Below are 26980 nucleotides of genomic sequence, written 5' to 3' on the forward strand. Positions count from 1 at the left end.
CCGACAGAGTTTGTGACGAGGAAATGTGATGATGCCAGTGTTTAAAAACCAGCCCCGCGTGAGCATCCATGGCTCCCGCAGTAAGTACGGACCACACCTTTGCCGTACGACATTGACGCCTTACTTTTGGAGATCCACCCCGACACGACTCAGGTTTGCGCTACCAACATTTCGAACGCAGACCTGGACTCGTTGCGGGGAGGATCGCTATGTCGACTAATTCTCCTGTGGACGTTGCAGCCCAGCCGGGCAAAACACAGCTGCGAAAATCCCTGAAGCTGTGGCAGGTGGTGGTGATGGGGTTGGCCTATCTCACGCCGATGACGGTGTTTGACACCTTTGGGATTGTTTCGGGCGTCAGCAATGGCCATGTTCCGGCCTCCTATCTGCTGGCCCTGGCGGGCGTGCTGTTCACCGCCATCAGTTACGGTAAGCTGGTACGCCAGTTTCCGCAGGCCGGTTCGGCCTACACCTACGCGCAAAAAGCCATCAATCCGCATGTGGGGTTTATGGTTGGCTGGTCGTCGCTGCTTGACTACCTTTTCCTGCCGATGATTAACGTCCTGCTGGCGAAAATTTACCTCTCCGCGCTGTTCCCGGAGGTTGCGCCATGGATTTGGGTGGTGATGTTCGTGGCGATCCTCACCGCGGCCAATTTGAAAAGCGTTAATCTGGTGGCGAACTTCAATGCGCTGTTTGTACTGGTGCAGGTGGCGATAATCGCCGTGTTTATCTTCCTCGTGGTACAAGGGCTGCATAAAGGCGAGGGGGTCGGCACCGTCTGGTCGCTGCAACCATTTATTAGCCAGAATGCGCATTTGATCCCGATTATCACCGGGGCGACCATCGTCTGCTTCTCGTTCCTCGGCTTTGATGCAGTGACGACGCTTTCTGAAGAAACGCCGGATGCGGCGCGTACCATCCCGAAAGCTATTTTCCTCACCGCCCTGTACGGTGGGTTGATCTTCATTGCCGCTTCGTTCTTTATGCAGCTGTTTTTCCCGGATATTAGCCGCTTTAAAGACCCGGATGCGGCGCTGCCGGAGATTGCGCTGTATGTCGGCGGCAAACTGTTCCAGTCCATTTTCCTGTGTACGACTTTTGTGAATACGCTGGCGTCAGGCCTGGCGTCACATGCCAGTGTATCCCGTTTGCTGTACGTGATGGGCCGCGATAACGTCTTCCCGGAGAAGTACTTCGGTTATGTCCATCCGAAATGGCGCACCCCTGCGCTAAACGTCATTATGGTCGGCATTGTGGCGCTGTCGGCCCTGTTTTTTGACCTGGTGACCGCCACGGCGTTGATTAACTTTGGTGCGCTGGTGGCCTTTACGTTCGTCAATTTGTCGGTGTTTAACCACTTCTGGCGTCGTGAAGGGCGTAAACATACCTGGCAGGAGAAATTACACTATCTGGTATTGCCAATGGTTGGCGCCGCCACGGTTGCCGTACTGTGGGTCAATCTGGAGGTGACATCTCTGACGCTGGGACTGGTATGGGCCGGGTTAGGGTTGGTGTATCTCGCCTGGCTGACCGGACGTTTTCGTAAGCCGCCGCCGCAGTTTGACGCGGCGAAAACCGAACGGGCCTGGGAGTGATCTGACGACGAACCACATTGTTGTTTCAGGTATTAACAACAGGGCGTGCCTTCAAGGACGCCCTCAGCCGTAAAAGAGTTCATGTATCGTAATTTCTTCGTAGAGAGATATAGCACCAGGTTGGATAAACTTTTAATGCCATACTTTTTCTATTCGAGGTTCACATGCCAAATCATATTGATTTAGCACAAGTTAAAGCGATGAAAGTGGTTAATTATGCCACTTTGCGTGAAACGTTAAAATCAGGTGACCTTTTTTTCGCTTCCGGAGACTACCTGGTATCAAAAGCAATTGAAAAGATGACTGACTCACCATGGAGCCATGTAGGGATTGTTTTTGTTTTACCGCAAATAGATCGTGTGTTGCTCCTGGAGAGTGTAGAAGATATGGGCGTACGGCTAGCTCCATTATCAAAATATTTATCCGATTATGATGATATTGGGAAACCTTACAAAGGCCGGGTTGTTCTCGCTAGATATGAGGCATTGTCTAAATCCGCCGTTGAGCAAATAGCGGCTTTTGGTCTTAATGAACTAACCCGCCCATATGATAAAGAAGAAATAGCACGCATCCTTGCGAGGATCACTCTTGGGAAAGGAAAATCGAAAAAGGACAGGGAATATATCTGCTCTGAACTCGTCTATGCTTGCTTCAACAATGCCGGAATTAACATTCCATATAATCAGAAAGGATTTATTAGCCCTGAGGATGTATGGCAGGAGTCACATATTTCTTTAATAAACAGAATATTGTAGAGACCGCCACTGTCAAAATAGCATCGAAAATCGGCGTATGTAATCTGCGCCGCTATTTTTACTACGAAAGATAAATTACTCGCGTGGTTGCTGCGTAACGCAGTGAGTAGCGTAGTCGCGTATATATCTGACGGAGGGGGACGGCCCTTCAATTGTGACCACCTTCAAACCTCCGATGACGGCGCATACTGCTGTATTTATTAATGTCGGGATACGCGTGGGCTATAGTAAAGATGGCCGCTATTTCTCATCATTAATCACTGTGAGTGGGGGACGTGAATGAAGAAGATACTGATGTTGGTTGGCGATTATGTCGAAGATTATGAAACGATGGTTCCTTTCCAGGCGTTGCAAATGCTGGGCCATCGTGTTGATGCAGTCTGTCCGGATAAGCGTCAGGGTGACTACGTTCAAACCGCGATTCATGATTTTGATGGGGCGCAAACCTATAGCGAAAAACCGGGACACCGTTTTACGTTGAATGCGAATTTTGCCGAAGCGCGGGCCGTCGATTATGACGCGTTGGTGATCCCCGGCGGGCGTGCTCCGGAATATCTCCGGCTGAACCCGGATGTCATCCAACTGGTACAGGATTTCAACTCGGCGGGTAAACCTATCGCCGCCGTCTGTCATGGTCCTCAATTATTGGCGGCAGCGGGAATATTAGAAAATCGTACCTGTAGCGCCTATCCGGCCTGCGCGCCTGAAGTGCGTTTGAGCGGCGGACATTATGCGGATATCGGCATTGATCAAGCCCACGTCGACGGTAATCTGGTGACTGCGCCAGCCTGGCCCGCGCATCCGCAGTGGCTGGCTAAATTTGTTGAAGTATTAATGCAGTCAGCGGCAAAGTGATGAGAAAGTCGGTATAACCTCCCGGTTATACCGACCACACAGCTTACCTCTTCATGAGTGCGAACACGCCCCAACCAATGTATTCTCGGGTGAAGGTGACGTGGCGTCCGGGTGAACTTCTCAGTTGCTCCCTGACTTCCGGTGCAAACTCATCGTTTTGATTAGCTTCCAGCCAGCGGCGCATCGTCAACCATTTTGCCGCCTCGTACCTGTCCCAACCTTCCTGGTCAGCCAGAACCATTTCAACCACGTCATAGCCGAGCGGGTCAAAAGAAGAAATGAGTTCCGCCAGGGAAAGAAAATCGGCAACAGCGGTCGCGCCGCAGGACTGGGCGATTTCCTCCGTTGCGGGCATCTGGCGCCAGTACGGTTCACCGATGAGTATGATTCCACCTGGCTTAAGACTCTGCTCCAGTTGTCTGACCGTTCCGGTGACGCCGCCTGCAATCCAGGTTGCGCCCACGCAGGCGGCAATATCGCATTTTTCTTCAGCGACATAGCCCGTTGCATCGGCGTGGACAAAACTCACCTGCTGACTGACGCCCAGTTCTGCTGCGCGCAGCGTTGCTTGTTCGCTAAACAGCTGGCTCATATCGATACCAATGCCGAAAATGCCATGATCGCGCGCCCAGGTGCACAACATCTCGCCTGAGCCGCTACCGAGATCCAGAATGCGGGTGCCCGGTTCCATGCGCAACACCTGGCCTAACGTGGCGTATTTCTGCGCGGTGAACGGGTTATGGATGCGATGAGCGCTTTCGCTGATAGTAAAAATTTTGGGGATATCCATTTCTCTCTCCTTAGCGATTATCCAGTTGGGCGCGAACGTTGTTCAGCCCGGTAGTATTGATGCGATAGGGCTGACCATTGACAGATTTGATCAGCTTTTTGGTTCTGAGTTTTTTGAACACGGCGAGGGTGCAGTCGCAGAGCAGTAGTCCTTCGCGGCTGTAGCATTCGACGGAGGTGACGCGGCCTGAGGCGTCGCGGACGTGAACGATACGGCCACCTTTGGCGAGAACGTGTAAGGTACGTTGTTCCTGACGGGATAAATTCATACTGGAAAACCTGTTTAATCATCATGTGCAAAACGTGCAAACACACTGCGGTGTCCGCATTCGATTTCGGCGCATTGATAACCAGTCCGGCCTGAAAAGGTCGGTAAGCTGATTATCTGATGATTACATTCTCCAGCATCAAAGCCTCGGGTTGAGTTGAAAGGTATTTACCTGATGAATCATACCAGCCAGAATCTCCAGAGAAAACTCCTTGTACATAAAATGTGATCTATAACGAGTTATTGCGTTTAGTGACTTTATTAACTGCAAATTTTCGTTATGTGAGACATTTATTAAAGTATTAAATTAATTTGATATTCTGTCTGTGCATAGAGTGATGTCTGTGGTAACTCAGCATTTTGAGCGCATTCAGTACCATGTAATTGATTAGTATAGGTTAATATTTGCGAGGTTTTATTTGCCTTTTTGATAAGGTATTTTTTATTATTTTAATAATTTTCTACCGAGTTTGCGATTAATCAATTTTAAGAATTTTCTTAATGTTGCGAGTTGTGTATACTCGGTTCCGCAAGAAGCTCTTCCGTTATCACTAAAACTATAAATCTGTCCTTAACACCCGTATTACCTCTGCCCTGAATCTCTTCTCAGGGCAGAGGTTTTTTTTGCCGGTGCAGGATTTTATTAATCACCAATATATACAAATATTATGGTGGGTAATGTTTAAAATTAATGGTTAGGGAAGTATTATCCATCGATAATAAGGTAATGTCGAATAGTATCATAATGAATCTATTTACCAAGGGACTATATAGTATTTCTTATAATTCACGGTTTTTCAGTATGATAGAAATTTTTGCTATTGATATAATTGTGAGTTTGCTCACGGATTTTAGTGCGCTAAGTGGCTATTTCTAGAGAAGTGCAAACGGTTGCATGTTGCAGTTACAGTATTCGTTCATTAAAAAAATATAGCGATGGTATATCTTAGGCCGGTATGGATGAGTGGAGTCTAAATGATTTCTATTATCTCTTAGGCTTACGAGTACCGTTTATGATTTCTGTTAGCTAAACACCATGGGAAATAGCAGTAAACACGGACAGGGAGTATGATTTTACCCATCAGTAAGGCGTTTTATCACAGGCATAATTTATATTCATTTATATAAATCAACGTCGTAATGTTCATAAAACCAGCGTTCCGGGATGAACGCTGGTTTTATCCAGTTCCCTGTTTTATATCACTCGCGCTGTACGCGAGCCTCTTCTCACAGTATTTCGTCAATATAATATTAAAGGACCTCCTGGAATGGATATTGTTGAACGTTTTATCAACTACACCAAAATTAATACCACGACTTCAAGAGAAAACGGCGTCAATGGGATAATGCCTTCTTCTGCTGGTCAAATGGTACTGGCAAAACTGCTTGCAGCAGAACTTGAAGCATTAGGAATGGAAAACATTGAGGTCAGGGATATCGCTATCGTAACGGCAACACTTCCCGGGAATACTGATGACACGGTTCCTGTCGTTTCATTCTTTGGACATCTGGATACCAGCGCGGAACAGACTGCGGACACAAATGCGCAACGTCTTCACTATAGCGGTGGGGATTTGTGTCTGAACAAAGAGCTGAATATTTTTCTGCGCGAAAGCGAATTCCCGGAACTGAAAAATTATATCGGTGATGATCTGCTCGTCACTGACGGAACCAGTCTGTTAGGGGCTGATGATAAAGCAGCCATCGCCGCAATTATGAACGCATTACAGTATCTGGTGGCACATCCGGAAATCAAACATGGGCCGGTGAAGGTGGGTTTTGTGCCTGATGAAGAGCAAGGATTACGTGGCGCAAAAGCGTTTGATGTTGCGAGCTTCGGCGCTGATTTTGGTTACACCCTGGATTGTTGCGGTATCGGGGAGTTTGTTTATGAGAACTGGAATGCGGGCGATGCGGAAATCATCTTTACCGGCCAGTCTGCGCACCCCATGTCAGCCAAAGGTAAGCTGAAGAACTCGCTGCTGATGGCGCATAAGTTTATTGCGATGCTGCCTGGCGGAGAAGCGCCTGAATATACGGAAGGGCGCGAAGGTTATTACTGGGTTAAGCAGTTGCAGGGTAACAGCGCCCGCACGGTGCTTAAGCTGGATATCCGCGACTTTAGCGAAGAAGGCTATAAGGCGCGTATGGCATTTATCCGTCAGCTTGCCGTCAGTACCTGCGCTCTATGGGGCGAAAATAGCGTGGTCTGTCATTTAGCCGATCGCTATGCGAACGTGTTCAATAGTTTGCAGGGTGATGCTCACTATCCGATTGATATTGCATTACGCGCCTATCAGAAATGTGGGATTACCCCGGCTCCTGTCGCCATGCGCGGCGGATATGATGGTGCGGTTTTATCGCAGAAAGGATTGCCATGCCCGAATATTTTTACCGGTGCTCATAATTTTCACTCAATCTATGAATATCTGCCGGTGCGTTCACTGCGGGCCGCCAGCGATGTCGTGGTATCGGTTATTGAGGAAACCTTTGCTGAGTTCACGCAGCGGAGAGCTCAGTCATGATTCAGGTGTTAATTGCCCTGCTGGTTATCGTGGTAGTCGCGCGTCTGATCCTGAAAGGTTATCGTGCCGAGCCCGTGCTATTTATTGCGGGTTTGGTGCTGATGATTTGCACCGCACTCACCGGGTGGGGTTCCGTACTACCGAAAGGCGTTGCTGGCACGGGGATTTCCTTTCTCGATCCGTTCGAGGTTATGCGCGATCTTTTCAGCACGCGAGCTGCCGATCTTGGCCTGATGATCATGGCGCTGATGGGATTTGCGCACTACATGGATCATATCGGTGCAAATGAGGCGGTGGTGCGTGTCGTCACAAAACCCCTGCGTGCGCTGCGTTCGCCCTATATTCTGCTTTTTTTCTCGTACCTGCTCGCCAGTCTCCTGCAGTTAGCTATTCCTTCCGCCACTGGACTCGCCGTACTGCTGATGGGAACAATGTTCCCCATTATGCTGGGATTAGGGCTTTCCGCTGCCTCTGCTGCCGGGGTAATTGCCACCTCGCTTGGTGTGGCGTACACCCCAACGGCAATCGATGCTATCAGGGGGTCGAAAGCGGTCAATATGGATGTGGTGGAATACGTTGTCTACCACCAGGGACCGGCAGCTCTGGCTACCGTTTTGGTCGTGGGAGTCTGCCATTTTTTCTGGCAGCGCTATTGCGACCGTAAAGCGGGGACCTTACCACGGGAAATCGGTAGCACTGAAGTGACTGACTCAGGGAAAGCGCCTGCTTTTTATGCGCTGCTTCCCATGCTTCCGATACTGATGGCAGTGGGATCCTCCGAAATGTTCGTCAGTGGTATTAACCTGAATATCATTACCATTGTGCTTATTTCAATGGCTATCTGTATGTTGATTGAATGGCTACGGGTGCGAGATTTAAAGGCGGTGTGCGAAGGGTTTAGCCATTTTCTGAAAGGAATGGGTACTGCCTTTACCGGTGTAGTAGGACTGCTGGTAGCGGCGGGTGTTTTTGCTCATGGTATTAAAGTCATTGGTGCAATTGATCAATTAATCCTGATGGCCGAACATGTGGGATTACCGCCATTCGCCATGGCGGTGGTGTTTGCGCTGGTAACGCTTGCGGCGGCTATCATTATGGGATCGGGTAACGCGCCATTTCTGGCATTCGTTGAGCTTATCCCGCAAATCGCTGCCAGTATGGGGGCTAACGCCGTTGCCATGATTCTGCCGATGCAGCAGGCATCGCATATGGGACGGGCCATTTCACCGGTATCTGGCGTGGTGATCGCCGTTTCCAGCGGGGCAAAAATAACCCCATTCGATGTGGTTAAACGCACCGCCGTGCCGTTGATTGTCGGCTTTGTTACCCATACGCTAATCATCGGTATTTTCTACTAACAATTGCAGGCACAGACAAACCTCTGGTTCATTGAATCTGGAGGTTTTCTGGTTTGATACGTTGGTGTATTGATTACGGGGGATAATTATTAGTTTTCATCTTTATCGAGCTATTCTTATTATTTGTGGTCAACCTTGTTAACTATAAATGGTTAATAAAAATAATGTGTTTCATGGCTCTTTTTTTACATTGAGATAAATTAATCTGGATCATATTATGCTGATTTTAGTTGTAGTAGGTTTTTAAATTGAGCAGTAACAAATTAAATACAATAATGATTTTTTCTGGGTGGGTTTTAAGTGGTAAAAAATTTAGGAAAAGTGAGTAAATCGAGGCATCATTATCAGGATGAGCTGGAAGCGTTTACCTGGAGCGCGTTAGTGGCAATTGGTATCGCAATACAGGATCACAAGATCCACTCTAAAATGTCAGAGCATATTTTTATTATGCATTGGTTGGCTATCGCAAAAAAAAGAAAACTCTTCTCACGAAGTGTTGCCAATGAGCTTCAATGGTTAATTGATGAAGGCAAGAAAAAAAACATTAATGCACAACTAAAATTTAAAATTGAATACTTGTACGCCACCTCAAGTGGTGATGTGACAATGCAAAATGATTATTTTAAATTCACCCACACGATTGAAATATTGAGAAATAATGGATGGCAGAACTTTCTACTCACACCAGAGAAGTGGCGTAACCTGCATGATAAGATTAAAGTGAGAAAGGGTAACTTTATTTTTATGGATGATACCCGACTCCAGGAGTGCTTTGGTACTCAGGGCGAGATAGTCAAGCCTTTCTGTATCCGGGTGTATGGTGATGTTGAGTTCGCAAAATTAACCTTCATCAAACACCACCTGCCGGTAGAGTTTGTGAAGGATATTTCAAATGAATTTCATCACTTCCAGTTTCTTACTGATAAGTAATGATTAGCACAAGTTATGAACAGAGAATTGTTAAAGCAAAAGTTAGAGATCGCGACCGAATGGATTAGGTTGTCTGATGCCGCTGACAATTTATCTATAACTTTTCGGGGCATTCTCGAGATTGGCGAAAGTTCTTCTGCGCCAGATGACAGCACGCCGCTACTTCGGTTAGAAAATGAAATGGCGACAATTGCAGTTGATTCAATGTCATGGGTAAGGGTGCCGGCAGATCTTCAGGAAAAAGTTACCGTCTATATTCTCTGACGTTTGGCTGCTGCTTTGTTCGTTTTATGCCAGTCAGATACGGCTATCGTGCCCATTCTCAGTGGCGCATGATGTTTAATATAACTGTTTTTTTTTCATTCATAAATAATATTAATATTGGTTTTTTTATAGTGTGATTGTTCCCGGTAATAAAACGGCGATTTGCCGCCATGTATACGACGGTGTACGTAATTTATTATGCTATGTTGAGCCGGGAAACTTTCTCATAATTAACCATTTTTAGGTTAAGGTATTACGTGGCGTGTCGATAACAATTTAGTCAGAGATGATTGTCTAATTGTTATGGAGATGTTCAAATGTTAAAGAATATGAGGGTTAAAACCAGTCTGTTATTATTGCTTTTGGTATTTACCTTTATGCAGTTCCTTTCTAATGGGTTTGAGTTGGTCGATCTCAAAGGAAATCAAAAAAGTACCCTTCTACTGCATAATATAGTAAAGGAACAGGATTCGCTGCATAACGTCGTTGGGGCTGTTTATAAAGTAAGAAGCGTTCTAGATAATATTCAACTGCAAGATATGGCTGCTACCCAACAAAAATTGAGACAGGTACAGGATGAGATCGCCTATGCCAGAAAGCAGTTCGCTATTTTTTGGGATATACCTGGACTGACGGCGGATGATCCCCAGATTGGTAAAATCGTCAGAACTGCTTTTGAGCAACAAATGAATGCTGAACAAAAGTATGTTGATAAATTAAATGAGGCTATTTCTAACGGTAGTCTTGTCGGTACACAAGCAAATGCCAACACTGAGCTGCTGGCTTTGCGAAAAAATTTTGATAAGGAGATTGAGAACTACTATAAATCAACCATGTTGGTCGGTAAAAATATCGTAGAGCAGACACACGTTCAGTTTAATGTCTCAATACTTAAAATATCCTTGCTGCTGGCCGTTACAGTTCTTATCTTTATTCTCTGCAATATCTGGATAAACCGAACAATCATTCGGCCATTAAATATCGTGTCTGAGCATTTTTCACGGATTGGTAAAGGCGATCTGAGTCATCCCGTTAAGGTGCCGGGTAACAATGAAATTGGCTTACTGTGTTTAAATTTACAACACATGCAAAACGGCCTGCGGGAGACTGTCAGTACAATTCGCGATGGCGTTGAGTCTATTAATATCGGAATGCAGGAAATTGCTTCGGGTAATTCAGACTTATCCACCCGAACGGAGCAACAGGCTGCGGCAGTGGTTGAAACGGCGGCCAGTATGGAACAGATTTCCGTAACAACCAAAAATAACACCGATAAATCACATCAGGCTTCTGCCATGACGAGTGAAAGCACGGAAATGGCATTGCGTGGCGAGCGCTTAATGAGCGACATGGTTGAGAAAATTCACCTGATCAGCCGCAACGCGCAAAGCGTGAATGAAATCTCTCATGTGATTGATAGTATTGCTTTCCAGACCAACATTCTCGCTTTAAACGCCGCGGTAGAAGCGGCGCGCGCTGGCGAATCCGGGCGTGGATTTGCCGTTGTAGCGAGTGAAGTCAGAACCCTTGCCCAACGTAGCGCCTCCTCAGCGAAAGAAATTAGCGAACTGGTTGCCAAAGCGGCAATCAGCGTCAAGGAAGGGGTGGAGATAGCTGAAAGCAGTGGGGCTATGATGGCGGACATTGCTAAGGCAATACGCAATATCAATATACTCATGGAAGATATATCCGGCGCATCGGGGGAACAGAGTAGCGGCATTGAGCAGATCCGCGTTGCTGTCACGCAAATGGAGCAAGTCACTCAACAAAACGCGTCTCTGGTTGAGGAAATCGCCGCCACGACAGGCAGTGTGGAAGAGCAGTCGGCAATGCTTTCCCAGGCCGTGGCTGTGTTTCAGGTTGATGAAAAGCCGCAGGAGGGTACGCAGGACAAGCAGTAGAACATGCCATCTCATCAGCTGTAAATTCAGTCTGATGAGATGGCTGGCTGTCAGGAAAAGCGCCTTAATCATATTGATAATAATTCTCATTATTATTGTTGTGTTGCGCAGGGAATGGTAATGTTGCTCCTGGCCATAAACTGTTAATCCCATTTTCTGTGCAGAAGACAGCATGAACAACACCACTCTGAATGCGTCCAGACGCGTAGCCCGTACTTTTTCCGTCAGCGAGTTTATGGATTTTGGTGAGCGTTACGGGATCGACTATCGCTTTCCCCAACTGGCACAAAAGCCGGACTTGCCGTCTGCTAGCCCTGTGCTGCAAGGTGAAATTGAGGAGATGACGCTCCCCTGCGGGATGTGCGTGACGCACTCTGATGTACAGGTATTGCAACCCTACGAAACCACCTCCCGCCACAGCAGTCCCCTGTATATGTTGGTGGTACTGGAAGGCTGTGTGGTCCTCTCGCTTAACGGTCAGGAACACGTGGTGCGTTCCGGCATGGCGTTTAGCTCACGCCTGAGCGAGCACCAGACGATGCGCGCCCGCCATCATGCCGACTGCAAACTGCGAACCTTATCTCTCGGTCTGTATCCCGGCGGAGCGTGGCGCACGGGGCTGCTCGAATCGTTGATGCGTGAGTGGGAAAGATGCCAGACGCCGACGCTTATCTGGCAGGTGCCGGGATTTTTACTCAGTGGCCTGGAGTATGCGCAGCAGATCACGCTCAGCAATGTTTCTCGCCAGTTGATGCTGGAAGGGCTGATATTGCAACTGTTCGGCCATGGCCTCAGCGTGTGCCAGGTCGAGAGCGGCAAACGCCTCGCCGCCAGCGGTGAACAGCAGCGGCTGGAAGTCGTTCGTCGCCTGTTGGAACAGAATCCTGAGAATGACCACACGCTCAATGAACTGGCGCAACGCGCGGCAATGAGTCCCAGTAGTCTGCGTAGCAAGTTTCGCGCAGCCTATGGCTGTTCGGTCTTTGATTACCTGCGCGATTGCCGCCTGGAACGCGCTCGCGGTTATTTACTGGAAGGATACAGCGTACAGCAGGCAGCCTGGATGTCGGGATACCAGCACGCCACCAACTTCTCTACCGCCTTTCGTCGTCGTTACGGTTTTTCGCCAGGCGATATGCTCAAGCTTTGCTAATCCATTTTTGCGTTTTGCGCACGTTGCTGGCAGACAATTTGGCACTGCGCATAGGTAATCTGGCATCCGGCATAGCTATCTCCGTCAGCAAAAAGGTAATAATTCTCACTTACAATTAGAAATGCCTTTGGAGATACTCATGTTCGCGAAGACTCGGTTGGCGCTGCTGGTAGGATGGGTGACCGGCAGCGTGGCTTTTCCTCTGCTGGCGCAGGAAACAACAAAAAACGATACGGTCGTTGTCACCTCGCAAATGCAGAGCGGGGCTACTAAGCTTGCCACGCCGGATATTGAAACCCCGCAATCGGTATCCATCATTACCCGCGAACAGTTTGAAGAGCAGGGTGCAACCAGCGTGCGTCAGGCCGTTAGCTATACGCCGGGGGTATACAGCAACCAGATTGGCGCCTCCAACCGCTTTGACTACATTGTGCTGCGCGGCTTCTCCGATGGCAGCCTGGACAACGTCTATCTCGATGGTCTGAAGATGATGGGCGACACCAACTCACATAGCTCGCTGGTGGTCGATCCGTGGTTCCTTGAAGATATCGAAGTGGTGCGCGGCCCGGCTTCCGTGCTGTACGGGCGTTCTTCTCCGGGGGGGATCGTCGCGTTGACGTCGCGCAAGCCGTCGTTTGACGCGGGTGGGGAAGTGAAGCTGTTTGCCGGCAACAATAACCAGCGCGGCGCGGCGTTTGACGTCACCGGAGCGCTGGATGATAACGATCGTGTGGCGGCGCGCCTGAGCGGGATGACGCGTTACGCTGACTCACAGTTTGGCCCATTGAAAGAAGAGCGTTACGCGCTGATGCCCAGTCTGACCTGGCGGATCACCGACCAGACGCGTCTGGATCTGATGGCCTATCTGCATCGCGACCCGGAAGGCGGTAGCCACTCCGGTCTGCCTTATGACGGCACCGTGGTTCCGCATTACGGGCAAAAGATCTCCAACACCTTTTACGAAGGTGAGGATGATTACGACAAATACGATCGCCGTGAAAACATGGTGGGCTACAATATTGAGCACATGTTTGATAGCGGCTGGTCGGTGCGGCAAAAGCTGCGCTATCTGCATACCGACGTTGAACTGAACCAGGTGTATGCGGCGGGCTGGTTGAACGAAACCGAGCTTAATCGCGGCTATTCCGGCTCTGATGAAAAAATGTCGGCGATTACGCTGGATAACCAGCTCGACGGCAGCTTTGATACCTGGCAGGTCAACCATCGTCTGCTGGTGGGCATTGATTATCAGGATCGCAGCAACAATACCACCGGCTACTACGGCGCATTCCCGCCGATCGACGCTTTTAACCCGGTGTATGGCGCGAAGCCGGATTATATCGACATGTATGCGCGTGAGAAGCACAAGCTGCGCCAGACGGGCTACTATTTGCAGGATCAGATGTCATGGGATCGTTGGCGTATTACGCTCGGCGGTCGCTACGATCAGGTCAGCGTGTCTAATCTTGATAAGATCAACGATACCCGCAGCGATCTGGATAAAAACAACTTTAGTACTCGCGCCGCATTGCTCTACTTGTTCGATAATGGCTTTGCGCCGTACGTGAGCTATTCCACCGCCTTTACGCCAACCAGCTTTGCCGATGAGAACGGCAATCTGCTGGATCCGATGAAAGGCAAGCAGTGGGAAGCGGGGCTGAAATATGAGCCGGAAGGGCTTAACAGTCAGTTCAGCGCGTCGGTGTTCCGCATTAATCAAACCAATATCGCCACCAAAGAAGAGCCGACCGATCCGTACCGCTCGATTGGGGAAATTGAATCTGAAGGGGTGGAGCTGGAGGCGATTAGTCAACTTACGGACAGCTTCCGTCTGCAGGCGGCATATACCTACACCGACATCCGCTACAAGAAAAGCAGTCCGGAGGAGCAGGGCAAGCGTGCCGTGTATGCACCACGGAATCAGGCCAGCACCTGGCTGAGCTACGATGTGAAAAGCGGCCTGCTGGATGGTCTGACGCTCGGCTCGGGCGTGCGATATGTCAATGGGATCACCAGCGATCGTCTGAATACGCATACTCTGCCATCCTATACGTTGGTGGATATGGCAATTGGCTACGATTTAACGAATATCGGTATTAAAGGACTGAGTGCCCAGTTGAACGTCAACAACCTGACCGATAAACGCTACGTTGCGGCCTGTAATTCGCTCTCATACTGCTACTTCGGCGCTGAGCGCAGCATTGTCGGCAGCGTATCCTGGAAATTCTGATGCTTTAGCCGGATGCGGCGTTGACGCCTTATCCGGCCTACAACAGAGTGCAAATTGTATGCCTGATAAGCGCATCAGGCATAGTGGATTGCGGCTATTGCGTAAAACCGTTTTGCATACAAATCTGCGCGCTGGTTCTCAGAGTGAAGGCGACTTTGTCTGGGTACTGGCTGTAATAGTTATGCTCTTCTTCCAGCCCTTTCGCCTGCGCCAGACGTACCGTTTCCAGCGAGCAGGTACGGTAGATCAGATCCTTATTCATATTGATCTGCTTCTCGCGCTGTTTGTCCGCAGACAGCGCCAGCCATTTCTCTGACAGCGAGTAATCGTAGACCACCCGATTTCCTTTCGCCTGCACGTTCTCAATGGTAATGAATTCGTCGATTTTCAGTCTCGGTTGCCCACGCATTTTTTTCTTATCTTCTGCGGCGGCATATTGGGCCAGGGTATTAATATCCATGCTGGCTATCTTCTGTTTATAAGTCTCGACATAGGCGGCGGGTTGCTGATAATGCTGAGCGTAAGCGTTTCTTAATTCCCCGTCGCTCATCGTACAACCCGCCAGAAACAGAGGTAATAGCAGTGCCAGTTTTATTTTAGTCATAATGCTGTCCCGTTTATTATTGGATGCAGTCGCCCATAACATAATAAAAAATGAATGATCACAGGTGATAGTTAAGGTTGTATAAACCGGGGCGCGAAGGCACAAGTTCAATAGTCTTAAAATGGCGGAACCGGCGGGAAACCCTGCCAGAATTGGCAGGGTTATTAAAAATTAATGGCCGATCATTTTAGCCTTCGGGATTAGCTGGAAATACATGTGATCGGGCACCGGCGTATCCCAGACATTGGCATAAACCGCATAGCCAATGGTGGCAAAAAGGATACCCAGCACCAGGATAGTCATGACAACGCCTGACAATGCCGTTTGCCGCCATAACGATTTTCCGTTTCCTTGTTCCCCCGCAGGGGGGGGCAGTGAAAAGCTCAGCGTAGAGGCCACCGGGCAGGATTCAACGCAGGTCATACAGCCGGTACATTCCACGGTACGCACCTGAATCAGTCGATCAACCGGGATAGTAGACGGGCAGTTTTTCGCACATTTACCGCAGTCAATGCAACTGTCTGGATTACGCCGGATTTTAAACGGCGAGAGCAGTGAAAACAGGCCAAGCAGTGCGCCATAAGGGCACAGATAACGGCACCAGGCATTGCGAATAAACAGGCTCAGAACGCTGATAACTACCACGAAAATAAGCGTGGCGGAGCCGATATGACGAAAAAAATCGAGCATCTTCACGTCAATGATCATGCCGTAGGCCGACATCAGAAAGTACTGGATTCCCTGGGCGGGCATCGACAGAGCGATATACAGGAAGAAACCCAACAGCAGATACTTCAGACTGAGCAGTGGGATGTCCAGCCAGCGCGGAAGCGTGAAATTGCGACCCAATACTTTTTTTCCCAGAGTACCAAGCAGTTCGGAAAGCGTGCCAACCGGGCATAGCCACGAACAGAAGGCTTTTTTTAACAACAAGCTAATCAGGATAAACGCAACTAACAGCAGCATGGAGGCGGCATGGATGGGCGGGAGAAAACCGGTCTCCAGCGTGTAGCGGATATTCATCAAACCCGCGATCGGCAGCCACCCCTCAATACCGCCGGGTCTTGGAATATAAACGCTGGTACCGGCAGTTTCAAAATAGCGGACCCAATAATAAAACGTCACGCCAATATAGACATTGCTGGCCAGCAGGAGAAACTGGGTGGCTTTTCGCCAGGTGCTGGCGTTACGCCAGTCATTCCACGGCAGTTTGCCTCCGGTCGTGCCTGGGCGGCGCTGCCAGCGTGTTCTCTTTTTCCCGTTCATGGTTTTACACTATCCCTCATATTTCCCCTCCTGCATTCAGAAGGCGTCATCACCGGGATATGCTAGCGCTATTCAGATTTGGTGTATTTGATTTGCATCTTATTAAGCGGCTGTTATTTTTATGGTACGTATATACCTGAATAAAAATAACAGCCCGATACTTATCGCAGGTCAGATAAATACCCTTAACGGGGTATTTATTTCTCCGTGGGAAAACAGGTTATTCCTGAAATATCTCGACGCGGTCACGGCCATTACTTTTCGCCAGGTACAGTGCCCGATCGGCTTTATCAACCAACTGCTTGTAGTCAGGATGGTAGTCATATTCGGCGATGCCAATACTGACGGTAACAGAAAACACTTCTGTTGCTGAGGCCGCCATACGCATCTCGGCAATTTTCATGCGTAGCGTTTCGAGGATAATACTGGCCTGAGACTGATCTGACTCGACAAGCAGAATCATAAATTCTTCACCGCCGTAGCGGAAAACGTAATCGCTGCTGCGAATATGATCATAAATAACCGCCGCGACGTTTTTGAGCGTCATATCACCGGTGTTATGCCCATAGTTGTCGTTAATTTGCTTAAAGTAGTCGATATCCAGCATCGCCAGGGTAAAGGGCTTCCGGGTATGTAACGCCAGCGAGATCTCACGCCGCATAATGGTCGGGATAAAGCGTCGGTTAAGCAATTGAGTCAATGAGTCTTTACCATTTTCCTGCTTCACCAGCGCGTCGAACATTGAGGCGAGCAGGAAATGGATTTTTGCCGAGAGCTGGCGTACATCCTGCAACAAGCTCATCCGTTCAGGTTCTGTCGCCTGATGCTGATGCGACAGCGTGGTTGTCAGGCGGTTGTCGATTTCCGCAATCAGCGACTCCATTTCTTTCAGCAGATTGCTGTTGCCCAGAATGTATTTTCCCTTGTGTGCGAACCACATACCAAAATCAGAATTCGCCAAAAGGACCAGCTCACCGAAAGGCATTCCGGTGGCGATGTTATAGATAAACTGATTTTCCCAGTCGGTAAATGAGCGTATTTGCCGCTCGCGTTCGACGTTAACGTCATCGTAAATGGTCTGCAGGCGATACTGTTCCTGGGTATGCAGTGAGTTTTGATAGCTGGGGGAATAGGAGACGGTCATGGCCTCCAGGGCGGTATCCATTACCAGACTGCTGAAACAGATGGCATCGCTCAGTAGGGCGGGCGGGTAGTCCGCTTTCTTTTTCAGGACCCGATACAATTCATCTTTCAGCTTGCGCGCGCCGCGATTAACCACATCGATAGGCAGCCCGATGCGGGCATGCACTACGCCAATGTTGCGCTGTTTTGCCAGCAGTTGTGAGAGATCTTCGTTCGCGCTACCAAGTACGCTGCGTAGCCAGTCAAACATACTGCCGCTGAGGCGGGTGCTGACCTGTTCTGTATTGAGGAACAATGCGCTCTCCGCATGGGAGAGCATATAGTCATAAAAAACGCTCACTAAATGGCGGATCTCTTCGTCGCTTAATGATGTCAGGATCGTATGAACTTCAGGGGATGTTTGACGTAACAACGCCTGCCATTCTGTAAGGAGTAATGTGTCGTTTACCGGAGCAACCTGTTCCATCTCACTGCCACTCAAAATGCGATTTAAAAATTCAGGCGGTATTACGGACAATTACGTCACAATGGTCAAGTTAAACTCGCTTAACGATGGCTGACACCTTCATAAATCAGCCTGAGCGCGAAGACGCCGATAATGGCGCCTATCACCCGGCTGGCAACCCTCTGGATTCGACCATACGCACGGCGCACAGCGGGCAAAGAAAACGCCTGGCTGAGAAAAATCCGCCAGATAACGGAAGACAACACAATACCTGCCCAGGCCATTAGCCTCGCCCACGTAGGCGTTTCTGCGCTGAGGGTGACGGAGAAGATACTAATAAAAAACAGAACGGTTTGCGGATTAGACAAATCTGTTAATAACCCGCGGCGGAAAAATACATACCAGGGGGCGGAAATCGGCTGCTGTAACGTTGGCATTTGCGGTGTAGCCTGATGGCGAACACTGTTCCAGGCAAACCACAGCAAATAGGCGCCGCCGACAATTTTAATCAGTGAAAATATCTCTTCACATTGGGTAATGAGCGTCGCCATGCCAAAGAGCCCGAGGCCGGAGTAGAACGCATCGCCTAAGGCCACACCCAGACCGGTCATCACCCCTGCGCGCCGTCCTGACGCCAGACTGGTTTGCACCACCACGAACAGGTTCGCGCCAGGATTAAAAAAGGTTAAAACAAACAGGCTGATGGTGAGTACGACGGCGTGTAAAGGTTCCATAGACAACGATTCCATTAGTGAGAGCGGGCCAGGGGCATGCTTAGACTGCTAACACTATAATTTTAGCGCGCTCGTCATTCTGCGTATTCACTCACACTGTATTGTGAAATGAGCTCAAATTTGCAAATAGCGTCTACGCCTGGTTTCTGTAACCCCGCTGCGCCGGATAATGCTGCGGCGTGGGATCTTCTGTTATACACGATGCGCAAAATATCTTTATATTTCCGCCAGCTCTGGATCTTTTTAGCGGCCTGAACTACTTATTAATCATCCTTGACTCGCATGGCGAATGTTCAGGGGGCGATGATGGCATATATAACAAAACCTGGAGCTTTTATATGAAAACTGGAATTAAAGTACTTATTGGTGCGTTAGCTTTTGTTGTGTCCAACGCGTATGCCGCGGAATTTATGACAAAACTTGAGTTTGAAAAGGTTGAGTCGCAATATACCAAAATCGGTGATATTTCAACAAGTAATGAAGTATCAGCCGCTGATGCGAAAGAAGACCTTCTGAAGAAAGCCGAAGAGAAAGGTGCCGATGTGGTGGTATTAACCTCCGGCCAAACGGACAATAAAATCCACGGTACAGCCAATATTTACAAGAAAAAATAATGCGCAGTACTGAAAGATAACATACCCGCCAGTCATTGCACTGGCGGGGTTTTTTTTTTTTAGCCTGCGCCAGAACGTAGTTCTGCTGATACCGAGATATTGCGCCGCCGCGGTTTTATCGCCATTGAATTGCGCCAGTACCTGCTGCGGCGTCAGTGATGAAGTGACCTGCGGCGGGGCAGCAACCGCGGCCAGTTCAGGTAACAGCTGCTGTAGAAATTGTTCGTTCAGCTCCGGCTGTGGTTCGACGCTTAAAAACAGCGCCAGACGCTCCATCATATTGCGCAACTCGCGGATATTTCCCGGCCAGCCATAATTGAGCAACGTATGCTGGCTCAGGGCTAATCCCTTACGCACCGCGTCAGAAAACGGCGCGTCCAGTTCCGCCAGCGACTGTTTTAAAAAGCCTTCCGCCAGCGGCAGAATATCGGGCAACCGCTCGCGTAGCGGCGGCAGTTTGAGGCGCAGAATGCTCAGGCGGTAAAACAGATCGGTACGAAATTCTCCCTGTTTCATCTCTTGTTCCAGGTTGCAGTGCGTGGCGCTAATCACCCGTACATCGACAGGAATCGGCTGATGTCCCCCGACCCGGGTGACCTCTTTTTCTTCCAGCACGCGCAATAACCGGGTTTGTAACGGTAGCGGCATTTCGCCTATCTCATCAAGAAACAGCGTCCCGCCGTGGGCAATTTCAAACAGGCCCGCGCGTCCTCCCCGGCGAGAGCCGGTAAACGCGCCATCTTCATAGCCGAACAGCTCCGCTTCCAACAATGATTCGGTGATGGCACCACAGTTGACGGCAACAAACGGCGGCGAAGGTTTTCCGCGCCGATTCTCCTGACGTGTGAAATATTCACGATGAATAGCCTGCGCCGCCAGCTCTTTACCCGTGCCGGTTTCCCCCTGAATCAGCACCGGCGCACGCGAACGGGCGTAGAGCATAATGGTGTGCCGCACCTGCTCCATTTGCGCAGAGTGACCGCGCATATCCCCCAGCGCATAGCGGGTGCGCAGCGTGTCGCCGGAGGCGTATTGCCCGTTTCTGCGCAGCGTCAGCCGGGTCATATCCAGCGCATCGACAAAAGCCTGGCGCACGGTAGCTGCTGAATAGATAAAAATACCGGTCATACCTGCTTCTTCCGCCAGGTCGGTAATCAACCCCGCGCCGACCACCGCCTGGGTACCGTTGGCCTTCAGCTCGTTGATTTGTCCACGGGCATCTTCTTCGGTGATATAGCTGCGCTGTTCTAGCTGCAAATTGAAGGTCTTTTGAAAGGCGATTAGTGCGGGGATGGTTTCCTGATAGGTAATGACGCCAATCGACGAGGTCAGTTTTCCCGCTTTCGCCAGCGCCTGTAGTACGTCAAACCCGCTGGGTTTAATCAGGATCACTGGGATCGATAAACGGCTTTTCAGATACGCGCCGTTGGAGCCTGCCGCAATGATGGCATCGCAACGCTCAGTGGCCAGCTTCTTACGGATATAAGCCACCGCTTTTTCGAAACCCAGCTGAATAGGAGTGATGGTCGCCAGGTGGTCGAACTCCAGACTGATGTCGCGAAACAGTTCGAACAGGCGCGTGACCGAAACCGTCCAGATAACTGGTTTGTCGTCGTTCACCCGCGGCGGAAGATGCGTATCAGCCATAAGTAACCCAAAAAGTAAGGAACCGAGTATAAGGGTTTAGTTGTGTTTCATAAATGTTGCAATGAAACGTTCAAGTCGGTTTCATGAAACGATAGCTGACACGCTTTTGTGCAATAAAAATACAGGTTATAAATGTAATCATCTGTTTTAAAAAGTAAAAATGGAATTTGAATAAAAGTTTTGGTCTTTGGCATACCCCTTGCTTTAGGTAAATCAACGAATGATAACAAGTTGATAACAAGAGGACGGGATATGTCTCTACACTCTCCAGGGCTGGCGTTTCGCGCCGCGCTCAGCAAAGAAAACCCATTACAAATCGTCGGTACGATCAACGCCAACCACGCGCTGCTGGCTCAGCGTGCCGGGTATCAGGCGATTTATCTCTCCGGCGGCGGCGTTGCGGCGGGGTCGTTGGGTCTGCCGGATCTCGGTATTTCTACCCTTGATGATGTACTGACCGATATTCGTCGTATCACTGATGTTTGCCCGCTGCCATTGCTGGTGGATGCGGATATTGGTTTTGGATCGTCGGCGTTCAACGTGGCGCGTACCGTGAAGTCGATTGCCAAAGCCGGTGCCGCCGCGCTGCATATTGAAGATCAGATCGGCGCCAAGCGTTGCGGGCATCGTCCGAACAAGGCGATCGTCTCTAAAGAAGAGATGGTCGACAGGATCCGCGCCGCCGTGGATGCGCGTACCGATCCCAACTTTGTGATTATGGCGCGAACCGATGCGTTGGCGGTGGAGGGGTTAGAAGCGGCCATCGATCGTGCCCAGGCATATGTTGAAGCGGGGGCCGACATGCTGTTCCCGGAAGCCATTACCGAGTTGGCGATGTACCGCCAGTTTGCCGATGCGGTGCAGGTTCCGATCCTCGCTAACATTACCGAATTTGGCGCCACGCCGCTGTTTACTACCGATGAACTGCGTAGCGCGAACGTCGCCATGGCCCTGTATCCGCTGTCTGCCTTCCGCGCCATGAACCGTGCGGCTGAACGGGTCTACAACGTGCTGCGCCAGGAAGGCACGCAAAAGAGCGTGATCGACATTATGCAGACGCGCAACGAACTGTACGAAAGCATCAACTACTACCAGTTCGAAGAGAAACTCGACGCGCTGTACACAAAAAAGTAGCCACGTAGGCCTGATAAGGCGAAGCCGCCATCAGGCAATGCCGGATGGCACTGCGTTTATCCGGCCTGCGTAGCTACTCGCACACCCTCAGCACCCTACATATTATAAAAATGACGAGGACAACATGAGCGACACAACAATCCTGCAAAACAACACGCATGTCATTAAACCTAAAAAATCGGTTGCGCTGTCAGGCATCGCCGCCGGAAATACCGCGTTATGCACCGTGGGTAAAAGCGGTAACGACCTGCATTATCGCGGCTACGATATTCTCGACCTGGCGCAACAGTGCGAATTTGAAGAAGTTGCGCACCTGCTGATCCACGGGAAATTACCTACCCGCGACGAACTCACCGCCTATAAAAGCAAACTCAAAGCGCTGCGCGGCTTACCCGCAAATGTGCGTACCGTGCTGGAAGCGCTGCCTGCCGCATCCCACCCGATGGATGTGATGCGCACCGGCGTCTCCGCGCTGGGGTGTACATTGCCGGAAAAAGAGGGGCACACCGTTTCCGGCGCGCGCGATATTGCAGACAAGCTGCTGGCGTCCCTCAGTTCGATCCTCTTGTACTGGTATCACTACAGCCATAACGGCGAGCGCATTCAGCCGGAAACGGACGATGATTCCATTGGCGGTCACTTCCTGCATCTGCTGCATGGCGAAAAACCGTCGCAAAGCTGGGAAAAGGCGATGCATATTTCGCTGGTGCTGTATGCCGAGCACGAATTTAACGCATCCACTTTCACCAGTCGTGTGATTGCGGGAACCGGCTCCGATATGTATTCCGCGATTATCGGCGCGATTGGCGCGCTGCGTGGGCCGAAACACGGCGGGGCGAATGAAGTGTCGCTGGAGATCCAGCAGCGTTATGAAACGCCGGATGAAGCCGAAGCAGATATCCGCAAACGCGTGGAAAACAAAGAAGTGGTGATTGGCTTTGGTCACCCGGTTTACACCATTGCCGACCCGCGTCATCAGGTGATTAAACGCGTGGCGAAGCAGCTTTCTCAGGAAGGCGGTTCGCTGAAAATGTACAACATCGCCGACCGTCTGGAAGAGGTGATGTGGGAAACGAAAAAGATGTTCCCCAACCTCGACTGGTTCTCGGCGGTCTCCTACAACATGATGGGCGTCCCGACCGAAATGTTCACTCCGCTGTTTGTTATCGCCCGCGTTACCGGCTGGGCGGCGCACATCATCGAACAGCGCCAGGACAACAAAATTATCCGTCCTTCCGCCAACTACACCGGCCCGGAAGATCGCGTATTTGTGCCGATCGAAAAGCGTTGCTAATTAAAACCTCTAAATATAAAAACAGGAGTTGTACCCTATGTCCGCACATATTTCGAACGTTCGCCCAGACTTTGACCGTGAAATCGTTGATATCGTTGATTACGTTATGAATTACGAGATCACCTCAAAGGTGGCGTACGACACCGCGCATTATTGCCTGCTCGACACCCTTGGCTGTGGTCTGGAAGCGCTGGAATATCCGGCCTGTAAAAAACTGTTAGGACCGGTGGTGCCGGGGACCGTAGTGCCGAACGGCGTTCGCGTACCGGGCACCCAGTTCCAGCTTGACCCGGTGCAGGCGGCGTTTAACATCGGCGCGATGATCCGCTGGCTGGACTTCAACGACACCTGGCTGGCCGCGGAATGGGGCCATCCTTCCGATAACCTCGGCGGTATTTTGGCGACGGCTGACTGGCTGTCACGCAACGCGGTGGCGGCGGGGAAAGCGCCGTTGACCATGAAAAAAGTGCTGACCGGAATGATCAAAGCCCATGAAATTCAGGGCTGTATCGCGCTGGAAAACTCCTTTAACCGCGTTGGTTTGGATCACGTTCTGTTGGTAAAAGTCGCCTCCACGGCGGTGGTCGCGGAGATGCTTGGGCTGAGCCGGGATGAAATCCTCAACGCCGTTTCGCTGGCGTGGGTCGACGGCCAGTCGCTGCGTACCTATCGTCATGCGCCAAATACCGGCACGCGTAAATCCTGGGCGGCAGGCGATGCGACCTCCCGCGCAGTACGTCTGGCGTTGATGGCAAAAACGGGCGAGATGGGATATCCGTCTGCGCTGACGGCGAAAACCTGGGGCTTTTATGACGTCTCCTTCAAAGGGGAATCGTTCCGCTTCCAGCGTCCGTACGGCTCTTACGTGATGGAAAACGTGCTGTTTAAAATCTCCTTCCCGGCCGAGTTCCACTCGCAGACCGCGGTAGAAGCGGCAATGACGCTGTATGAACAACTGCAGGCCGCGGGTAAAACGGCGGCTGATATCGAAAAAGTGACCATTCGCACCCACGAAGCCTGTATCCGCATCATCGATAAAAAAGGCCCGTTGGATAACCCGGCGGATCGCGATCACTGCATCCAGTATATGGTCGCCATTCCGCTGCTGTTTGGGCGTTTAACCGCGGCAGATTACGAAGACGGCGTGGCGCAGGACAAACGTATTGATGCCCTGCGCGAGAAGATCACCTGCTTCGAAGATCCGGCCTTTACTGCCGATTATCACGACCCGGAAAAACGTGCCATTGCTAACGCCATCACTCTCGAGTTCACCGATGGTTCACGTTTTGAAGAAGTGGTGGTGGAGTACCCAATCGGTCATGCGCGCCGTCGTCACGACGGTATGCCGAAGCTGGTCGAGAAGTTCAAAATCAACCTGGCGCGTCAGTTCCCGACCCGTCAGCAGCAGCGCATTCTGGATGTCTCCCTGGACAGAGCCCGCCTGGAGCAGATGCCGGTCAATGAGTATATGGACCTTTATGTAATCTAAACCTGCGTGCGGCAAGGCGTAAGTTCAACAGGAGAGCATTATGTCTTATAGCGAGTTTTATCAACGTTCGATTACGCAACCGGAGTCGTTCTGGGCCGAGCAGGCCCAGCGTATTGACTGGCAGCAGCCGTATACGCAGGTGCTGGATCACAGCAACCCGCCGTTTGCCCGCTGGTTTTGCGGCGGCAAGACCAATTTGTGTCATAACGCCATCGACCGTTGGGTGGAGAAACAGCCTGAGGCGCTGGCGCTGATTGCGGTGTCATCGGAAACCGAAGAAGAGCGTACCTTTACCTTTCGTCAGTTGTACGACGAAGTGAACGTGGCGGCGGCAATGTTGTTGTCTCTGGGCGTACAGCGCGGCGACAGGGTACTGGTTTATATGCCGATGATCGCCGAGGCGCACATTACGCTGCTGGCCTGCGCGCGCATTGGGGCAATCCATTCGGTGGTGTTCGGTGGCTTTGCCTCGCACAGCGTGGCGGCACGCATCGACGACGCCCAACCGGTGATTATCGTTTCGGCGGATGCCGGCGCGCGCGGGGGCAAGATCCTGCCGTATAAAAAGCTGCTCGATGATGCAATCAGTCAGGCGCAGCACCAGCCGCGTCATGTGGTATTGGTCGATCGCGGCCTGGCGAAAATGGCGCGGGTGGAGGGGCGCGACCTCGACTTTGCCGCGCTGCGCCAACAGCATCTTGGCGCGCGGGTGCCGGTGACGTGGCTGGAATCGAATGAAACCTCCTGCATTCTCTATACCTCCGGGACAACCGGTAAACCGAAGGGCGTCCAGCGCGACGTTGGCGGCTATGCGGTCGCGCTGGCAACCACGATGGACACCATTTTCGGCGGTAAAGCGGGCGGCGTGTTCTTCTGCGCGTCGGACATCGGCTGGGTGGTTGGGCATTCGTATATCGTGTATGCCCCGCTGCTGGCGGGGATGGCGACGGTGGTGTACGAAGGGCTGCCAACGTACCCGGACTGCGGCGTGTGGTGGAAGATTGTTGAGAAGTATCAGGTTAGCCGGATGTTCTCCGCGCCAACGGCGATACGCGTACTGAAGAAATTCCCGACCGCGCAGATCCGCAATCACGATCTCTCCTCGCTGGAGGTGCTGTATCTGGCCGGGGAACCGCTGGACGAACCGACCGCCAGTTGGGTAACGGAAACGCTGGGCGTCCCGGTTATCGACAACTACTGGCAGACGGAATCCGGCTGGCCAGTTATGGCGATCGCGCGTGGGCTGGACGACAGGCCTTCGCGGTTGGGCAGCCCTGGCGTGCCGATGTACGGCTATAACGTGCAGTTGCTCAATGAGGTGACCGGTGAACCCTGTGCAGCGAATGAGAAGGGGATGCTGGTCATTGAAGGGCCGCTGCCGCCAGGGTGTATTCAGACCATCTGGGGCGATGACGCGCGGTTCGTAAATACCTACTGGTCGCTGTTTTCTCGTCAGGTATACGCCACTTTTGACTGGGGCATTCGCGATGCCGACGGCTACTACTTCATCCTCGGCCGTACGGATGACGTTATTAACGTTGCCGGACACCGACTGGGTACGCGTGAGATAGAGGAGAGTATTTCCAGCTATCCAAACGTCGCAGAAGTGGCGGTGGTCGGCGTGAAAGATGCTTTGAAAGGGCAGGTGGCGGTTGCATTTGTTATTCCGAAACAGAGCGACAGCCTTGAAGATCGCGACATCGCGCATTCGGAAGAGAAGGCGATTATGGCGCTGGTGGACAGTCAGATTGGTAACTTTGGCCGTCCGGCACACGTCTGGTTTGTGTCACAGTTGCCGAAAACGCGCTCCGGTAAAATGCTCAGGCGGACGATTCAGGCAATCTGTGAAGGCCGCGATCCCGGCGATCTGACGACCATTGACGATCCGGCGTCGCTGCAGCAAATTCGCCAGGCGATCGAGGAGTAGCCGTTATTAATTGGCCCGGTGGCGCGATTGTATGACCGGATACATAGGTGACAGATC

General features: G+C 50.9%; 21 protein-coding genes and 2 pseudogenes. 16 read left to right on the top strand and 7 right to left on the bottom strand.

Annotation, left to right across the window (positions count from 1 at the left end; translation table 11 throughout):
* Positions 1-209: 209 nt before the first annotated feature.
* The 3 genes from FDX04_RS20550 (at position 210) to FDX04_RS20560 (ending at position 3208) form a co-directional block, all read left to right on the top strand.
* Positions 210-1598, top strand: a complete 1389-nt coding sequence (locus FDX04_RS20550; protein ID WP_038637934.1) for an APC family permease — start codon at positions 210-212, stop codon at positions 1596-1598.
* Positions 1599-1762: 164 nt separating this feature from the next.
* The gene (locus FDX04_RS20555; RefSeq protein ID WP_137359902.1) at positions 1763-2353 is read left to right on the top strand and encodes a YiiX/YebB-like N1pC/P60 family cysteine hydrolase; all 591 of its coding nucleotides are present in this window, start codon (positions 1763-1765) and stop codon (positions 2351-2353) included.
* Positions 2354-2632: 279 nt separating this feature from the next.
* A complete protein-coding gene (locus tag FDX04_RS20560) occupies positions 2633-3208 on the top strand; it encodes a DJ-1/PfpI family protein (RefSeq protein ID WP_137359903.1) in 576 nt (191 codons plus the stop codon).
* 43 nt (positions 3209-3251) lie between these two features.
* Here FDX04_RS20560 and FDX04_RS20565 read toward each other — a convergent pair whose 3' ends face one another.
* Positions 3252-3998 (bottom strand): cyclopropane-fatty-acyl-phospholipid synthase family protein, encoded by a 747-nt coding sequence (locus tag FDX04_RS20565; RefSeq protein WP_042310298.1) that lies wholly within the window; start codon positions 3996-3998, stop codon positions 3252-3254.
* A 10-nt stretch (positions 3999-4008) separates the two neighbouring features.
* On the bottom strand, positions 4009-4266 hold the full coding sequence (locus FDX04_RS20570; protein ID WP_042310296.1) for a YjhX family toxin: 258 nt from the start codon (positions 4264-4266) through the stop codon (positions 4009-4011).
* Positions 4267-5533: 1267 nt separating this feature from the next.
* Here FDX04_RS20570 and pepT point away from each other — a divergent pair.
* From pepT to foxA, 8 genes and pseudogenes are all read left to right on the top strand, one after another.
* Complete coding sequence (gene pepT / locus FDX04_RS20575; protein WP_137371408.1) at positions 5534-6790, top strand: peptidase T; 1257 nt, start codon at positions 5534-5536, stop codon at positions 6788-6790.
* Positions 6787-8148 (top strand): C4-dicarboxylate transporter DcuC, encoded by a 1362-nt coding sequence (dcuC, locus tag FDX04_RS20580; protein ID WP_061383026.1) that lies wholly within the window; start codon positions 6787-6789, stop codon positions 8146-8148. Before pepT ends, dcuC begins: the two co-directional genes overlap by 4 nt.
* A gap of 300 nt (positions 8149-8448) precedes the next feature.
* On the top strand, positions 8449-9078 hold the full coding sequence (locus tag FDX04_RS20585; protein ID WP_137359905.1) for a DUF2913 family protein: 630 nt from the start codon (positions 8449-8451) through the stop codon (positions 9076-9078).
* Between the two features lie 15 nt (positions 9079-9093).
* On the top strand, positions 9094-9342 hold the full coding sequence (locus FDX04_RS20590; RefSeq protein ID WP_061383023.1) for a hypothetical protein: 249 nt from the start codon (positions 9094-9096) through the stop codon (positions 9340-9342).
* Between the two features lie 329 nt (positions 9343-9671).
* Positions 9672-10436 (top strand): annotated as a pseudogene (locus FDX04_RS24720) (HAMP domain-containing protein); the annotation flags it as partial.
* 57 nt (positions 10437-10493) lie between these two features.
* Entirely contained in the window at positions 10494-11243 is a 750-nt protein-coding gene (locus tag FDX04_RS24725) for a methyl-accepting chemotaxis protein (protein ID WP_371415455.1), read from the top strand.
* Positions 11244-11415: 172 nt separating this feature from the next.
* Complete coding sequence (locus tag FDX04_RS20600) at positions 11416-12396, top strand: AraC family transcriptional regulator (RefSeq protein WP_079225323.1); 981 nt, start codon at positions 11416-11418, stop codon at positions 12394-12396.
* A 121-nt stretch (positions 12397-12517) separates the two neighbouring features.
* The gene (gene foxA, locus FDX04_RS20605; RefSeq protein ID WP_137371410.1) at positions 12518-14626 is read left to right on the top strand and encodes a ferrioxamine B receptor FoxA; all 2109 of its coding nucleotides are present in this window, start codon (positions 12518-12520) and stop codon (positions 14624-14626) included.
* 94 nt (positions 14627-14720) lie between these two features.
* Here the strand turns inward: foxA and FDX04_RS20610 are convergent, their stop codons facing one another.
* The 4 genes from FDX04_RS20610 to FDX04_RS20625 form a co-directional block, all read right to left on the bottom strand.
* Positions 14721-15230, bottom strand: a complete 510-nt coding sequence (locus FDX04_RS20610) for a hypothetical protein (protein WP_061383018.1) — start codon at positions 15228-15230, stop codon at positions 14721-14723.
* Between the two features lie 171 nt (positions 15231-15401).
* Entirely contained in the window at positions 15402-16496 is a 1095-nt protein-coding gene (locus FDX04_RS20615) for a 4Fe-4S binding protein (protein WP_137371411.1), read from the bottom strand.
* A gap of 220 nt (positions 16497-16716) precedes the next feature.
* Positions 16717-18105 carry a diguanylate cyclase gene (locus FDX04_RS20620; protein ID WP_137371412.1) on the bottom strand — a complete coding sequence of 463 codons (1389 nt, stop codon included), beginning with the start codon at positions 18103-18105 and terminating at the stop codon, positions 16717-16719.
* Positions 18106-18185: 80 nt separating this feature from the next.
* Positions 18186-18818, bottom strand: a complete 633-nt coding sequence (locus FDX04_RS20625; protein ID WP_042310278.1) for a LysE family transporter — start codon at positions 18816-18818, stop codon at positions 18186-18188.
* A gap of 338 nt (positions 18819-19156) precedes the next feature.
* Here FDX04_RS20625 and yahO point away from each other — a divergent pair, with 338 nt between their 5' ends.
* Positions 19157-19432 (top strand): DUF1471 family periplasmic protein YahO, encoded by a 276-nt coding sequence (gene yahO, locus FDX04_RS20630; RefSeq protein ID WP_137359910.1) that lies wholly within the window; start codon positions 19157-19159, stop codon positions 19430-19432.
* Positions 19433-19489: 57 nt separating this feature from the next.
* On the opposite strand, the pseudogene prpR reads toward yahO, so the two are convergent.
* A pseudogene (gene prpR, locus FDX04_RS20635) lies at positions 19490-21079 on the bottom strand (propionate catabolism operon regulatory protein PrpR); the annotation flags it as partial.
* 252 nt (positions 21080-21331) lie between these two features.
* On the opposite strand from prpR, the gene prpB reads away from it, so the two are divergent.
* From prpB to prpE, 4 genes are all read left to right on the top strand, one after another.
* The gene (gene prpB / locus FDX04_RS20640; RefSeq protein ID WP_069323901.1) at positions 21332-22213 is read left to right on the top strand and encodes a methylisocitrate lyase; all 882 of its coding nucleotides are present in this window, start codon (positions 21332-21334) and stop codon (positions 22211-22213) included.
* A 124-nt stretch (positions 22214-22337) separates the two neighbouring features.
* Positions 22338-23507, top strand: a complete 1170-nt coding sequence (prpC, locus tag FDX04_RS20645; protein ID WP_042310274.1) for a 2-methylcitrate synthase — start codon at positions 22338-22340, stop codon at positions 23505-23507.
* A gap of 37 nt (positions 23508-23544) precedes the next feature.
* A complete protein-coding gene (locus tag FDX04_RS20650; RefSeq protein ID WP_042310272.1) occupies positions 23545-24996 on the top strand; it encodes a bifunctional 2-methylcitrate dehydratase/aconitate hydratase in 1452 nt (483 codons plus the stop codon).
* A gap of 40 nt (positions 24997-25036) precedes the next feature.
* Positions 25037-26923, top strand: coding sequence for a propionate--CoA ligase (gene prpE, locus FDX04_RS20655; RefSeq protein ID WP_137359912.1), 1887 nt, complete (start codon positions 25037-25039; stop codon positions 26921-26923).
* Positions 26924-26980: the final 57 nt, after the last annotated feature.

Source organism: Citrobacter sp. wls615 (genome assembly GCF_005281355.1).
GTDB classification, from domain to species: Bacteria; Pseudomonadota; Gammaproteobacteria; order Enterobacterales; family Enterobacteriaceae; genus Citrobacter; species Citrobacter werkmanii.